Consider the following 14,773-nt stretch of genomic DNA (forward strand, 5'->3'; position numbering starts at 1 on the left):
AGCAGTCTTTTCCATAAGCATTTTGCCTCTGTTGTCTCGAAATTAGCCCAGATAAAACAATTCGAACGAACGTCCCATTTGGGCTCAAAGCGGACATTAGCTGCACCAAGCCTGAATGACGGCACTGCGGACTAAGCTGCCGTTTAAGTCATTTATTGAATTAGATAGTTTTAGCCGAATTGAGGCAAATCACTCGGATTGGCAACATGACTGACCAAAGGTTAGTTGCTTACTTTCAAACACGCCAAGGCTTCATCAATTGCGTCTACAATCGCGCTGCATTTCAGTGAGACGACCTGAGTGTATTGGCCGCTGAAATAGGTTTGGATAATTTACTGCAGTATCGACGTTGCAGATGTAAACCAAACTGTTTTTAGTAGTTTAATGATTTAGCGCGATTGGCGCCGCAAATGGAGATTGAGATGTTCACCAAAGACGACCAAGCGCTGATTGATGTTTGGGAAGCCCATACCGCAAGCGAATTCGCCCACAAGGACGCCGACAAAGCAATCGCAACCATGACTGACAATCCTGTTCTAATACATGTTCCAGTGAACACGGGAGCAACTGGCCGCGAAGCTTTGAGGAAATTCTATGCCGAAGTATTCATACCGCAGCTTCCGGAAGATGCGGAACTAGAGGTCATCACGAGAACGGTCGGACAAAACCGTATTGTGGATGAATTCATCCTCCATCTGACACATTCATTGCGCATGGATTGGTTTGTCCCCGGTGTCGAAGCCACAGGCCTGCGTCTTGCCGTGCCGCACGTAGGCATCATTCATTTTGAGGACGGTTTAATCGCGTCCGAACACATTTACTGGGATCAAGCCACCGTTCTTCGTCAACTTGGCCTGATTGGCGAGGACCTCCCGATCCTGGGGGCGCAGCAAAAAGACCGGTTGATTGACTCAACTGCGCCCGCAAATCAATTGATTGATCGCCTGGCGACATCTTCTTGAGTGACCTACGCTCGTTGGGAAGCGCAAAGTTAGCTGACTTCGATGAAGGTGCGCCAAGACGACAGCCTCATGCTAATAAAGCGATATGTCAAATGTTGTGATTGCGAGGATTTGAATAATAGTGCGTCCGAATCGGCAGCTCAAAGCGGACGCTCGACAAATTTGACTGATCGTCTGCTCTGCGGACAAAGCGGTTGTTCGCTGCGGCTGCTCGAATGTCTGCATTGGCTGATTGAACCTATTTCGATTCTGTTATTCGAAACATCAACTTGTTTCAGTCCGAAAGGCGCTGCTTAGGACAGTTTGACTAACTGCCTAAGTCCAACGCCTTCATCAATTCGAAGACTTGGCTACGCATCCAAGCCGCCATCGGGGCGTTGTCGGAACGCTTGTGCCAGATGCCGATGATCAACGCTGGTTCGATATGCATCGGAGGTTCGAACACCTTCAGTTCGAATGTCTTGGCCACTTTCCTTGCGAGCTGAGCGGGTACAAGCGCGATGAGGTCGCTTTCGCTAACCGCGCGGCAAACGCCACTGAAGACGGGCACTGTCATAGCAACCTGTCGCTGTTTTCCGACGCGGTTTAGGGCAGCATCGCCCATCGCGGCCAAGTTCCCTTCGGGGGAGAACAAGACATGGTGGAGCGCACAGAACGTATTCATTTGCATTTGTGTCCCTTCCTGAAGCCCCTCAAGCTTTGGATTTCCCTTGCGAGCTATCACGTGGAACGGCGAATGGAAAAGCGGCTCCCGATTGACCCAGTCCGGTAGGAGCAAATCCGGGATCAGCGCAATGTCAGCGTTGCGTCGCTCAAGACTGGCCACATAGTCATTCGGAACCAGATCAACCAGCTGCGCTCGTAGATTGGGCGCCGACTTTTGCAGGAAATCACCCAAAGGCGGCATCAGGAGTTCCGCGAAAAAATCGCTGGCGGCGATCCGGAAAGTGCCTTCAGCGGTTTGCGGGTCAAAGGTAGCCGGTGGGGCTAGCAAAGCTTCCAGACGTTCAAGTTCTTCGCGCAAACCGGATTCAATCTTGGATGCATAATCGGTAGCGACCAAACGGTTTCCCTGCCGGACAAAAAGGGGGTCGTCCAAGGCATGACGAAGACGTGACAATGCACCGGAGACTGCGGATTGCGACATGGCGAGCTTGTCGGCCGCCTTGACGGTTGAGCCTTCACTAAAGAGGGCGTCCAGCACGCGCAAAAGGTTGAGGTCCAGTGTAGCGAAATTCACCTGGCCGATATCCTATATTAGATATTGCGGTTTGCCTGATAGGTTGGCCTTCGGATAAGTTTCTGTCAACGGAAGCGCTTTCGTTTCAATCCAATGCAAATGGAGAGAAGCGATGAAGGACCTGGCCCAAATCGACGGAGCCATCGAATGGCTCGGCGTAAAATACAAAAACATCCTCGGCCCAGAACAGACAGGCGGCACTATGTCTATAGTGGACAGTTGGTCTCCTGCAGGTAGCGGCCCTCCACGCCACGTGCATCAAAACGAAGACGAAACCTTCGTAATCCTCACCGGAACATGCAGGTTCTGGCTAGAAGGCGAGGAGTTCACCGCAGGGGCCGGTGAAAGCGTGTTCATCCCACGAGGCAAGGAACATACCTTCAAGGTGACAAACGACGAACCTTGCCGCCATCTCGTGATTCTGACGCCCGGCGGATTCGAAGGCTTCTTTGCCGACATGGCAGCCGGTCAGTGCCGTATTCCCGAGGACATGCCTGCTATCGAAGAGAGCGCCAAGCGGCACAACATGGCCTTCACTGGCCCACCATTGGATTGATACCATGACTGGGAAACACATCGTCTATCATATCCCCGTCTGTCCCTTCTCGCAGCGACTGGAAATCCTACTGGCGCTGCGCGGACTGACGGATGCCGTGGAATTTCGTGTAGTAGACATCACCAAGCCGCGCGACCCTGAATTGCTAGCCAAGACCCGAGGTACGACAGCCTTGCCCGCGCTGGAAACCAGCGACGGCCGTATATTGAAGGAAAGCCTCGTGATCCTGCGCTATCTTGATGAGGCTCTGCCGGGGGCACCGCTGCGCCGCAGTGATCCTACCGAACATGCCATTGAGTCGATGCTGATCGCCCGCGAAGGACCGTTCACAATGGCGGGCTATCTCTTTGTCATGAATCAGGATCAGGCGCGCCGAGATGAGCATCTGAATAAGCTTCTCGCGCTCTATCGAGACCTTGATGATTTCCTAAGTCATTACAACCCGACTGGCCCCTTCTTGTTCGAGGACTTCGGGCTGGCAGAGGCTGTTTTTACCCCGATGTTCAAGCGCTTTTGGTTCCTTGACTACTACGAAAGGTTCAAACTACCCGTTGGCAAAGAATATGACCGGGTACGAGCGTGGCGTGATGCATGCATGGCGCATCCAGAAACATCGCAGGTGACTGAAGAAGAGATCGTCAAACTCTACTACGACTACGCGCTCGGGGCTGGAAACGGCGCCCTACCTGACGGTCGCAGCGTTTCAAGTTTCACCTTCGAACCGCCTTGGCAATCGAGACCCATGCCCCCGAGGGAAAAGTATGCGGTTACAGCCACCGACAAAGAGCTGGGCCTTGTCGCCTGACCATGGAGTAGATAGCCAACACCGGACATTCATGCGCCGACCGGCATCGGACAATATGGGCTCGAAGCGGTCATTGAACCTATTTTTGCGAATGTCCGTTTCTCTGCTCAAACCCGCCGTTCGCCCGCCATTTCGCACAACTTCTGACAGCGAGAGCGCGAGCCCGAGTGCTTTGCCCGGGCTCGCGCTCTCGCACTGTTGCGATGGTTCAAGCAACGCGCGAGATGCGAGTTTATCTATAGTGATCTCGCGCCAAATCTCGCGCCCGCGAGTTACCGCGATCTCGCGCGTTTCTCGCGCATCTCGCTCACGCTGAAACAAGCCAAATCCAATCTCGGTGTGTTCCTACGCGCCCCGCAGTATGCAGTGCATCTATCATCCGGTTAATTTCCCGCTTTTGGTCGCGACCGCGCGATGCTTTGGAGATATCCGACTTCGAGGCGTAGGAAATGAGTTCCTCCCGTTTAACAATCCGGTGCATTTCCGGTTCTGGCCACTCTTCGCCTCCCGGATTCCATACGCCGTGCTCATCGATGTAAAACGAAATAATCTCAATGAGCTTCTGCTGTTTGTCGGGCAGCTGCCCCGCCGCATCAGCAATTTCATGAGGTGAGTTGGACATTGGCTCAATAAAGCACGACGTGATATGCTCCCCGTCGCGGTCGAGGCCCAGCGCCACTTGCTTGAGTTGGTAGCAGAGTTTAGCCCCGTCTTCTCCATCCCGCACTTTCTTGGCGACTGCCGTGATTGTATCGCCGTCTCGGGTGATTGAGATTTCTGCATCGACAGCGCCTTTGAGCGAAGAATGACCGCGCGCTCCGCGTGACGTGTCTTTTCCAGTATGATGAACAAGCAGGACAAGGCCATCGATTGCTTTCTCGATCGCGCTGGCGCCCCTCAGAGCGGCCCCCATGCCCTCTGGCGAGTTTTCGTCGCGTCCGCCGATTGCGCGTGCCAATGTGTCTATGAAGACGGATTGTACGGCCTGGCCAGCTTCCCGACCGAGCGTTCGGATTTGCTTTATCAAAATAGAAACAGCCTCCTCGTCGCAAAGATCAAGCTCACCATTGAGAACGTACATTGGTACGGAGCCAACCTTTCTCAGAAGAGGCACAAGGCGGTTTCGCATCCCGCCAACGCCTTCAAATGCAACATAGACAACTGGCCCGCCTTGCGTGCGATGGGAATACCAGGGCTGGTTCGCAGCAAGATGTGCGGCCATGTCCAACGCCAACCATGTTTTGCCGGACCCCGGCGGTCCAAAGAGCGTTGCGATTCCACGTTTCGGTAACCAACCCCGGATCGCATCTGTACAAATACGCGCTCCCAGATTTGAAACGAGCCCGCATTGTGAACGAATTGATTGAGCGGCTGGTTGTCATCTCAACCTTTTTCAAAGACGTTTGGTCATCGCCGAAATTCTGGTTACTGATAACACAATGAATCCAAAATAATTTTTGCCTCAATGCCCTGAACTCACGAGACATTCGCGAGCCCAAATCAACGTCTCGATTTGGCGCTATCCCTCGACCAGCGCCTTAAGGTTCTCAAGCCCGCGCTCATAATCGCCACCGACCCAGTTATCCATCATAAGGCCCATCCAGCGGGACATAGGATTCATTCCCAGCTCAGACACGAAACCCCAGGTCACCTGCGTGCCTGCACCTTCGGATTGCAATGCGAATGTAGCCGTTGCAGTCCCCATCGGGCCAAAGTCGAGGGCGGTTCTGACGGACTGATCGGGGGTGCTTTCGATGATTTCCTGTGATCCAGTGCCCACCTGCGGATTATCTGAGCTCCAGTTCAACGTATTGCCAACCCCAGCATCCGGGCCACTGTAGCTGAGCTTGGTTTCGGGATCACGCGACAGCCACGGCGACCATTTCTCGGTCTCCTGCATCGAATTAACATAGGGGAATATTTTGGCGGCCGGGGCGTCGATCGTGATGCTGCGCGACACCTCGGCTTTACCTGGCAGCAGGTAGGACACCCCAATCAGTGCCAGAATGATAAGAAGAAAGGCGACGAGGATACGTTTAATCAATCTCATAGAAATGGTCCGAATCCAATTGAACTGGATGGACTATATCAAAAAACAGCGCAGAATCAGAGGACTGATCTGCGCTGTTTAGCGTCAAGCAATGAATGATGTGCCTATACCACGACGAATTTCTTTTCCTGCGGATCATAACTCTGCAACCCGCCTTCTCCGATATCGGTCCAGAGCCCATGCAGGCTGAGTGAGCCTTCTTCGACGGCGGAAGATACAAAAGGGAAGGTCATCAGGTTTTCCAGAGAGGCGACCACGGCCTGACGCTCGAATTGCCGGGCTTGTTCGGTGCTGTCTTCGACATCGGCAACCAGCTCGTATTTAGGCTTGAGGATATCCATCCAACGTCCGACGAAGCTGTCTTTCGCCTCAAGCTGCGGAGCCTGCCCCTTGCACATGTCGATACAGCCCTGCACGCCGCCACATTGAGAATGACCCAGAACTATTAGATGCGCGACCTTCAGCGCCGTTACCGCATATTCAATGGCCGCGCTGGTGCCGTGGTGATCCCCGTCCGGTGCGTAAGGTGGCACCAGGTTGGCGATGTTACGGTGAATGAAAAACTCACCCTGATCGGCACCGAAGATCGAGGTCACATGCACCCGGCTGTCGCAGCACGAAATGACCATCGCGCGCGGGCGCTGTCCCTCCGTCGCCAATCGCCGATACCAGACCTGATTCTCGGAATAGGTGGTCGCCTTCCAGCCGTGATACCGTTTCACCAGATAGGTTGGCAAAGGTTTGGCAAATTTCATTCTGATGCCCCTGTTGTTTTGACTGGATCGCTCTGTACCCTGAATTCTCACAAAATTCGAGACATTATCCCGCTGCTCCGCAAGGAATTGCAAAGGTATTTCAAAGCAGAATTGTAGCGTGCCGTGGGGGCATATCAACTGGGGTGAATGTGGTGGACAAGATTATCACGCTTGAACAGAAAGAATCCGTGCGTCTGGACCCGGACCGCCTGAACAGCCTGTATCATCAACTTGGTGACAACAATGCAATGGATGTGCTGTGCAGAACAGTTGAAGAACTCGCTCTGCGCCTGTCCAATTGCGAAAGGTTCTGGCGGAAACGCGATTGGACTGGGCTGCGCAAATGCGCCAAATCATTGGTGGCCATATCCGAACAGATCGGCATGACAGCGTTGGCCCGTGTCGCGGGTGACGTCGTGCATTCGGTTGATGCCGGCGATGCTGTAGCTACCGGCGCCACGCTATGCCGTCTGATCCGGGTTGGCGAGCGTTCGCTGACCGCCATCTGGGATCAGCAGGATCTATCGGTCTGAGAGGGGTTGCGGGGACGCCGCAGACAGATAGTCTGTGCGGAACTTCAACCAGCCGAGGCCCGTATGACCCTGTCCTTTGCCCCCGCTACTGACCCGTCTCTGCCGCTATATGTTCTGCAGCAATCCGAATTGGCGGGCTGGCTGGAAAATCAGCCGGAACACGTGCACTCATGGGTTTCGGCGGATGGTTTTTCTGCCGCACTTGGTCAAACAGTTTTGGTACCCGGCCCAGATGGTAAGCCTGAATTTGCCCTTGCGGGTTATGGCAGCGCGGCAAAACGAGCGCGCAAACGGTTTCCCTTGGCCGCAGCGGCGGAATCGTTACCAAAAGGAACCTATCGCATAGCCTCGGGCATCCCGGCGAACGTGCTTGAAGCTGAATGCTTTGGCTGGCTGATGACCGGGTACGCGTTTGATCGCTACGCCGCGCAAATCGCTGCAAATGCCGCGTTGGTTGCACCCGAAGGTTTGGATGCCAAACGGATCGAGATCATGGCAAATGCCGAGGCCTTAATACGGAATTTGGTCAACACTCCCGCTGCGGATATGGGCCCCACGCAATTGCAACAAGCCATTGAGGACCTTGCGCAGGAGTTCGGTGCAGATGTATCGGTCATCAGTGGCGAGGCGCTGTTGGACCAGAACCTTCCAATGATCCACGCGGTCGGACGCGCAGCGGAACAGGCGCCTCGGCTACTGGAGATGAATTGGGGTGACAGCGGCCCGAAACTGACATTGGTTGGCAAAGGGGTTTGTTTCGATACCGGAGGGCTGAACCTGAAACCAGGTGCCTCGATGGGGTTGATGAAGAAAGATATGGGTGGCGCAGCCAATGTGCTGGGTTTGGCCCGTATGATCATGGCGCTCGGGTTGGAATTGCAGCTGAGGGTGTTGATCCCAGCTGTCGAGAACTCGGTTGCGGGCAACGCATTCCGTCCCGGTGATATATTAACCGCGCGAAATGGAATGACCGTAGAAATCAACAACACCGATGCCGAAGGACGGTTGGTTCTGGCCGATGCGCTGGCGCTGGCACATGAGGACGCGCCCAATCTGCTGATATCGATGGCCACGTTAACCGGTGCAGCAAGGGTAGCGTTGGGGCCCGATTTGGCACCGTATTATACCGATGACAACAAGGCAGCAGAAACGCTGGCACGGGCAGCAGAAACTGTCGCAGATCCGGTGTGGCGCATGCCATTCCATGAGCCCTACGAAGCGATGATTGAGCCTGGCATCGCCGACCTCGACAACGCGCCGTCCGGTGGGTTTGCGGGGTCGATCACCGCAGCGCTATTCCTGCGCCGGTTTGCTAACCGCAGCCGCTACATGCATTTTGACATCTATTCCTGGCAACGTAGCAAGGAACCCGGCCGCAGCAAGGGCGGGTTGGGTCAAGGGCCACGTGCCCTTCTGGCGGCCCTTCCGGTGCTTCTTGGCCTATGACCCAAGCGCGTATTATCCGTCCCGTCGTCGATTTGCTACGTCAACCTGATGGCTCGCGCGACCGGCAATTGCTGTTCGGTGACTCTGTGACCATCGAAGAAGAGCTTGATGGCTGGAGCAAGATCAAAGCTAGCAAGGATGGTTATAAGGGATGGCTGCCCACCGATCGGTTGGGCCCAATTGAGCCCCAGACTCACTGGATCGTTGCGGGCTCGACCCACGCATACGAGAAGCCTGACATTAAAAGCCGCGACCTAACCTCATTAAGTTTCGGCAGCAGAATTCGCGTTTTGTCGGAGGAAGACAGATTTATGGAGACCGCACTGGGCTTTATTCCAGCGGTCCACGCTGTCCCTGCCTACTCTCAGCTCGCCGATCCTGTTGCCGCTGCAGAACTGTTTCTTGGTACACCATATCTATGGGGAGGCAATAGCCGGTTCGGACTGGATTGCTCGGGTTTGGTACAGGCTGCCCTGCTGGCCTGCGGCATCCCCTGTCCCGGAGACAGCGGCGATCAGGAACGTGAAGTCGGAGAACTTGTGCCTGCAGGGGAATCTGCGCGACGCGGTGATCTGCTATTCTGGAAGGGCCATGTGGCCTGGGTGGCGGCCGGGAATTTGCTGCTCCACGCCAATGCCTATCACATGGCTGTCGCGCTTGAGCCTATGGATCAGGCGATTGCCCGAATTGCAGCGCAAGGCGATGGGCCAGTTACGGCGCATAAAAGGCTCTAATCAGAGTCAACCGCCCGGATCAATTTGCGTTCCAGAACTCTCAAAACAGAGCGCAGATCGTGCCCACGTTTCAGAATGCGCCCATCCATACCCACCACCGAATACATACCTTGCCGCATTCGCAGGCGGGGGTGTTTTTCCACCCGGTAAATCGGATGTTCGGCAGTTCGCCTGAAAATTGAAAACACGGCTGTCTCGCGTAAATTGGAAATTCCGTAGTCACGCCATTCACCGGCGGCGACCATTCGGCCATAGACAGACAGGATTTGAGACATCTCACGCCGGTCAAACGCGACCGGCATCTGGGCAGAGCCGGACCCGAACCGGCTGGGAGGCTGCATGTTCATAAAACAAGCCTTGCCGGAAATCGTCATTGAATCAAGCCCAGTGCAATCGCGACACGAATTTTTAGAACCGACCGTGTGCTACCTGCGTCCAACCTGACGACAAATCAGGATCACTGGCAACAGCCCCACTGCGAGGATAACCAGTGACGGCACCGCTGCACCTTCCAACCGCTCGTCCGACGCCAGCCGGTAAGCCTGTACCGCCAATGTGTCGAAGTTAAAGGGCCGCATGATAAGAGTTGCGGGCAATTCTTTCATGACATCGACAAAGACGATCAGCAACGCCGTTAATAGCGAAGGGGTCAGGATCGGCAAATGCACCCGGCGCAATGTGCCCAGCGGTGTCTGCCCCAGCGATCGCGCGGCAGCGTCCATATTCGAGTGCACTGTACTTTGGCCACCTTCATATGCGCTGAGCGCAGCGGCAAGGAAGCGCACCATATAGGCCGCGACCAGCAACCAGATCGAACCTGTAACCAGCAGTCCCGTTGAAACATCAAAGGTTTTACGCATCCAGGCATCCAGCGCATTGTCTAGCCCGGCAAAGGGTACGATCAGCCCGACAGCGATCACTCCACCGGGCACCGCATAACCCAGCCGCGCCAGATAAGCCGCCGTGGCAGAACCACGCCCGGGTCTGAGGCGCTGATAGAACCCGACCGAGATGGCGGCGCAAACAGTGATTACGGCTGCAGTTCCGGCCAGCGTTAGCGAATTTTGAATGAACCCAACATATCTGCGTGACAGAAGGTTTTGTTCGGATTCAAGACCCATCTGCACGAGGATCACAACAGGCAGAAGAAATCCGAACAGAACCGGAATTGCGCAGAGCAAAAAAGCGGCAAACGCCCTTGTGCCCTTCAGATTCGCGGCAGGTTGGGCAGCATGTTGTTTGCCGGTTTGGTAGTATTTGGCCTTACCACGCTGTGTCCGTTCAGCCATAGCCATCACAAGTGCAAATCCCAAAAGGCACAAAGCAAGCTGAGCTGCAGCGGCACGGTCGGCCATGGAAAACCAGCTTGTGTAGATCCCGGTGGCAAATGTCTGGACACCGAAATAGGCGACGGTTCCAAAATCGGCGATGGTCTCCATCACAGCCAACAGCACTCCCCCCGCAATGGCGGGACGTGCCATAGGTAGAGAAACACGCCAGAAGGCGGGCCAGGGTCCGTTCCCCAAGGCGCGGGCGGCCAAAAAGGCGGTGGCACTTTGCTGCAGAAACGCGGCTCGTGCCAGCAGATAGACATAAGGATAGAGCACAAGGATCAACATCACCGCCGCGCCCTCGGTCGAACGAATTTCGGGGAACCAATAGTCGCGCGGCCCCCAGCCCGTCACATCGCGCAGTGTGGATTGCACGATACCGGGGTGGTCAAGGATGAAGGTATAGGCATAGGCCAGAACGTAGGCCGGAAAGGCCAACGGCAGCACCAATGCAATTTCGAGAAATCTCACCCCAGGGAAACGGGTCATGGTCACCAACCAGGCCGCGCCAACCCCGATTGAAAATGTTCCCGCTGCAACCAGCGCGACAAGGATGATCGTTGTCAGAGCGTAACTGGGTAGTACAGTCTCTAACAAGTGAGAAACGGTGTCCGTTCCGCCGGTCACCGCTGCTAGAACCACGGCCACCATCGGCAACAGACAAGCTGCTGCTACAATACAGGCGATAGCTCCCACGAAACGCGTGCCCAACGCGCCGCGATTACGTGTTCCGTGTTCTGAATATTCGATTTCGGCCATGATGCCTGACTGAGAATCCCGAAGGTTCCGTCTTTAATCGACCAAATTGCTAAGAAACACCAGTGTGACGGGAAACAAATCTGCGGCACATACTGCCGCAGACCCTTATTCGTAGACGCGCTGGTCCTCGATCACCAACCCATCCTTGGGCAATGAGCCGGGGGCCACGACCTCAATCGCGCCTTTGAGTTTCAGCACCTCGGCAACCGATTTGGCATAGGCACCGTCATTCTCACATGGGCTTTCAATCTGTACGGTCATCGTGTCCATCTCGCCCTGACGAGCCGCGATAACGCGGGCTTTGACGATCTCGTCATGCTTATCCACCAGTGCGGCCACCTGTTCGGGACGCACAAACATACCCTTGATTTTGGTGGTTTGATCAGCGCGCCCCATCCAGCCTTTGATGCGCATATTGGTGCGCCCACACGGAGAGGTTCCGGGCATGATAGCCGACAGATCGCCTGTGGCGAACCGGATCAGAGGATAGTCGGGGTTGAGAGTTGTTACGACGACTTCACCAACCTCACCTGGGGCGACGGGTGTGCCAGTGCCCGGCGTGACAATCTCGACGATGACGTGTTCGTCGATGATCATTCCTTCCATGGCCGGGCTTTCATAGGCGATATTGCCCAGATCCGCTGTAGCATAACATTGCAGGCAAGCTATGCCCCGATCCGCGTACTCTTGACGCAAGGAAGGAAATAACGCACCCCCGCCTACGACCGCCTTCGAAAACTGCAGAGCAACACCCATCGCGTCAGCCTTTTCGAGGATGATCTTGAGATAATCCGGGGTTCCGGCATATGCCGTGCACCCCACATCGCGCGCAGCGGTTACCTGCAGTTCAGTCTGTCCGGTGCCAGCTGGCAGAACCGACGCGCCCACCGCCTGGGCTCCGCTTTCGAAAATCATACCTGCAGGGGTCAGGTGGTATCCGAAACAATTCTGAACGATATCGCCCGGGCCCACGCCTGCGGCATTCAGAAAGCGGCCCATGCGCCACCAGTCGTGATCGGTGCTGCCCGGCTCATAAATTGGGCCCGGTGACTGGAACACATGCTGAAAGTTCCGCGCAGGTTTCACTGTAAACCCACCAAATGGTGGCCGCCCAGCCTGTGCCTTGGTCAGGTCAGATTTCCGCAGCACCGGCAATTGCGCCAGCGCCTGCATATCGGTTACTGCGTATGACTGCACATCAGAAAGGAAATCCTTGTATCCGGGTGCTGCCTGCGCGCGACTTATTTGTTCAGGCAAGGCGCGCGCATGATCCGCTGCGCGTTCATCGGTTGATCGGGTTTCAAGCTTATCGAAATAGGTCATCGAATTATCCTCTGCCCGCTTACAGCCATCTCTTGCGACGGCGGTATGAGCGCACGTCGCGAAAGCTCTTTCGGCCCTCGTCTGACATGCCGAGATAAAACTCCTTAACGTCAGGATTCTCGCGCAATTCGGCAGCTGGGCCGTCCATCACAACGCGACCCGACTCCAGAATATAGCCGTAATGGGCAAACCTTAGAGCCACATTTGTGTTCTGTTCGGCCAACAGAAAGGACACGCCTTCCTTCTCGTTCAGGTCTTTTACAATGCCGAAAATCTCTTCGACCAACTGCGGGGCCAAACCCATCGAGGGTTCATCCAACAGGATCGTCTCGGGGCGTGACATCAGCGCCCGGCCCATCGCCACCATTTGCTGTTCGCCGCCCGAAGTATATCCGGCCTGCGACCGGCGGCGTTCCTTCAATCGTGGGAAGTAATTGTAAACCAGTTCCAGATCCTGCTGGATGGCAGCCGAGCCGTCTTTGCGTGTATAGGCGCCGGTCAGAAGGTTTTCTTCGACAGTCAGATGTTCAAAACAATGGCGGCCTTCCATTACCTGGATCACGCCCTTTTCAACCAGAACAGCCGGATCACTTTCATGCACGCTGGTCCCGCGATATTTGATCGAGCCTTTGGTAACCTCGCCCCGTTCGGAATGCAGAAGGTTCGACACCGCCTTAAGTGTCGTGGTCTTACCCGCGCCGTTTCCGCCCAATAGGGCAGTAATACCGCCTTTCGGCACAGTCAGGCTAACGCCTTTCAGCACGAGGATCACATGATTATAGATCACCTCGATATTGTTGACCTCAAGCAATGTTTCGGCTTGTACATCAGTGGTTTGTGCAGCATCCAGCATCAGCGCATATCCTCATGCCTGCCCCGTGGGACCGTTTAATCGGGGCGGCAGCTTACCGCCGCCCCTAAGTTTATGGTCGAAGCAGGCCTTAGTTGCAGCGTGTTTCGACGTTGTTTTCGGCTGCATATGCGCTCGAGTCTTCTTCAACCAGCGCACCGATCACCTCACCATCGGTTGGCTTGAAGTCCGAGATCAGGTTCCATGTTTGTGTACCTGCATCCCACTGAGAGACGCCAATCAAGCCTGGGCCGCCATGGTTATCGCACGATACCTGGAAGGTCGGACCAAAGTTCGGCATGCCTAGAGAGGCCATGCGCTCTTCGGTGATGTTCAGCTGCTCCATTGCGTCCCGAACCATACCCGGTGTGACATCCCCGGTTCCATTTGCTTCCTGCGCGTCCTTGATCGCTTCGGCGGCGAGCATGGCTGAGTAGAGGCCACGGTTGTACAGAACGGTACCAACCTGATCGCCCGCGCCTGCGGCCTTTCCGGCATCCACGACATGCGTCTTGATGTCGTCAAATACAGGGAAGTCATCACCAACGGCATGGAAGGTTACGGCCTTGTAACCGTTCGCCTTGTCGCCAGCAGGCAGTACGTCATGCTGCGCGCCCGACCACCAAACGCCGATGAAGTTTTCCATCGGGAAGCGGATATTGGCAGCCTCCTGAATGGCGACCTGGTTCATTACGCCCCAGCCCCACATCAGGACAAAGTCTGGCTTTTCACGACGGATCTGCAGCCACTGGGATTTTTGCTCTTGCCCTGGATGGTCGACCGGCAACAACGACAGCTCAAAGCCGTGTTTTTTCGACAGCTCTTCCAACGTTCTGATCGGTTCCTTGCCATAGGCTGAGTTGTGATAGACCAGAGCGATTTTCTTGCCGTTCAGATCGCCTCCATTTTCGTCTAGCAGATAGTTGATCGCGCCCGAGGCACCGTCCCAGTAGTTCGCGGGATAGTTGAAGACGTGGCTGAACACCTTGCCGTTGCGGGCCGAAGTCCGGCCATAACCCATTGTATGCAGCGGGATGTCATCCGCCGTTACTTTGGGGATCAACTGATATGTAATACCGGTCGACAAGGGTTGATAAATCAACGCGCCTTCGCCTTTGGTTGATTCATAGCACTCCACACCTTTTTCGGTGTTATAGCCGGTCTCACATTCGATCACGTTGACAGGAACACCGCCAATACCACCGTCTCGTTCGTTGAGCAGGGTGAAATAGTCAGCATAGCCATCAGCAAACGGAATACCGCCTGCAGCGTATGGGCCCGTACGATAGCTGAGCGATGGGATCACAAGATCTGCGAGCGCAGGTCCTGCCGCCATCAGCGCGCCCAGCGCCAGGGTAGCCATTTTCTTTTTCATCGGGTGTCTCCTCCCTTAGTTGATCCGATGTTGGGTTTCGGGCTTCAGCCGCCC

Annotated in this window: 15 protein-coding genes; 6 read left to right on the forward strand and 9 right to left on the reverse strand. The window is 55.3% G+C overall.

What is annotated here, in order from left to right; genetic code table 11:
- The first annotated feature begins 422 nt into the window (after nt 1–422).
- Complete coding sequence (locus ACR0KN_RS18360) at nt 423–962, forward strand: nuclear transport factor 2 family protein (RefSeq protein ID WP_480423185.1); 540 nt, start codon at nt 423–425, stop codon at nt 960–962.
- 307 nt (nt 963–1,269) lie between these two features.
- Here the strand turns inward: ACR0KN_RS18360 and ACR0KN_RS18365 are convergent, their stop codons facing one another.
- Nucleotides 1,270–2,202, reverse strand: a complete 933-nt coding sequence (locus ACR0KN_RS18365) for a LysR family transcriptional regulator (RefSeq protein ID WP_480655592.1) — start codon at nt 2,200–2,202, stop codon at nt 1,270–1,272.
- Nucleotides 2,203–2,314: 112 nt separating this feature from the next.
- Between ACR0KN_RS18365 and ACR0KN_RS18370 the strand changes: the two genes are divergently transcribed.
- Together ACR0KN_RS18370 and ACR0KN_RS18375 are read left to right on the forward strand one after the other, a co-directional pair.
- Complete coding sequence (locus ACR0KN_RS18370) at nt 2,315–2,758, forward strand: cupin domain-containing protein (protein WP_480655594.1); 444 nt, start codon at nt 2,315–2,317, stop codon at nt 2,756–2,758.
- A gap of 4 nt (nt 2,759–2,762) precedes the next feature.
- Complete coding sequence (locus tag ACR0KN_RS18375) at nt 2,763–3,563, forward strand: glutathione S-transferase family protein (protein WP_480655596.1); 801 nt, start codon at nt 2,763–2,765, stop codon at nt 3,561–3,563.
- A gap of 307 nt (nt 3,564–3,870) precedes the next feature.
- Here the strand turns inward: ACR0KN_RS18375 and ACR0KN_RS18380 are convergent, their stop codons facing one another.
- From ACR0KN_RS18380 to ACR0KN_RS18390, 3 genes are all read right to left on the reverse strand, one after another.
- Nucleotides 3,871–4,923 (reverse strand): AAA family ATPase, encoded by a 1,053-nt coding sequence (locus ACR0KN_RS18380; protein ID WP_480655741.1) that lies wholly within the window; start codon nt 4,921–4,923, stop codon nt 3,871–3,873.
- A gap of 159 nt (nt 4,924–5,082) precedes the next feature.
- On the reverse strand, nt 5,083–5,613 hold the full coding sequence (locus ACR0KN_RS18385; RefSeq protein ID WP_480655598.1) for an SRPBCC family protein: 531 nt from the start codon (nt 5,611–5,613) through the stop codon (nt 5,083–5,085).
- A gap of 104 nt (nt 5,614–5,717) precedes the next feature.
- A complete protein-coding gene (locus ACR0KN_RS18390) occupies nt 5,718–6,368 on the reverse strand; it encodes a carbonic anhydrase (RefSeq protein WP_010442915.1) in 651 nt (216 codons plus the stop codon).
- 143 nt (nt 6,369–6,511) lie between these two features.
- Here ACR0KN_RS18390 and ACR0KN_RS18395 point away from each other — a divergent pair, with 143 nt between their 5' ends.
- From ACR0KN_RS18395 to ACR0KN_RS18405, 3 genes are all read left to right on the forward strand, one after another.
- The gene (locus tag ACR0KN_RS18395) at nt 6,512–6,901 is read left to right on the forward strand and encodes a hypothetical protein (protein ID WP_480655600.1); all 390 of its coding nucleotides are present in this window, start codon (nt 6,512–6,514) and stop codon (nt 6,899–6,901) included.
- 63 nt (nt 6,902–6,964) lie between these two features.
- Nucleotides 6,965–8,347 carry a leucyl aminopeptidase family protein gene (locus ACR0KN_RS18400; RefSeq protein ID WP_480655602.1) on the forward strand — a complete coding sequence of 461 codons (1,383 nt, stop codon included), beginning with the start codon at nt 6,965–6,967 and terminating at the stop codon, nt 8,345–8,347.
- Complete coding sequence (locus ACR0KN_RS18405) at nt 8,344–9,081, forward strand: C40 family peptidase (RefSeq protein ID WP_480655604.1); 738 nt, start codon at nt 8,344–8,346, stop codon at nt 9,079–9,081. Before ACR0KN_RS18400 ends, ACR0KN_RS18405 begins: the two co-directional genes overlap by 4 nt.
- On the opposite strand, the gene ACR0KN_RS18410 is transcribed toward ACR0KN_RS18405, so the two are convergent.
- From ACR0KN_RS18410 to ACR0KN_RS18430, 5 genes are all read right to left on the reverse strand, one after another.
- Nucleotides 9,078–9,428, reverse strand: coding sequence for a DUF2794 domain-containing protein (locus ACR0KN_RS18410; RefSeq protein ID WP_010442919.1), 351 nt, complete (start codon nt 9,426–9,428; stop codon nt 9,078–9,080). The two genes, ACR0KN_RS18405 and ACR0KN_RS18410, sit on opposite strands and share 4 nt — an antisense overlap.
- 78 nt (nt 9,429–9,506) lie before the next feature.
- Nucleotides 9,507–11,171 carry an ABC transporter permease gene (locus tag ACR0KN_RS18415; RefSeq protein ID WP_260023623.1) on the reverse strand — a complete coding sequence of 555 codons (1,665 nt, stop codon included), beginning with the start codon at nt 11,169–11,171 and terminating at the stop codon, nt 9,507–9,509.
- Nucleotides 11,172–11,276: 105 nt separating this feature from the next.
- Nucleotides 11,277–12,494, reverse strand: coding sequence for a phenylacetate--CoA ligase family protein (locus ACR0KN_RS18420; RefSeq protein ID WP_480655607.1), 1,218 nt, complete (start codon nt 12,492–12,494; stop codon nt 11,277–11,279).
- Nucleotides 12,495–12,513: 19 nt separating this feature from the next.
- On the reverse strand, nt 12,514–13,347 hold the full coding sequence (locus tag ACR0KN_RS18425; protein ID WP_029622175.1) for an ABC transporter ATP-binding protein: 834 nt from the start codon (nt 13,345–13,347) through the stop codon (nt 12,514–12,516).
- Nucleotides 13,348–13,435: 88 nt separating this feature from the next.
- Nucleotides 13,436–14,719, reverse strand: a complete 1,284-nt coding sequence (locus tag ACR0KN_RS18430) for an ABC transporter substrate-binding protein (protein ID WP_010442923.1) — start codon at nt 14,717–14,719, stop codon at nt 13,436–13,438.
- Nucleotides 14,720–14,773: the final 54 nt, after the last annotated feature.

The organism is Ruegeria sp. AP7 (assembly GCF_056539905.1).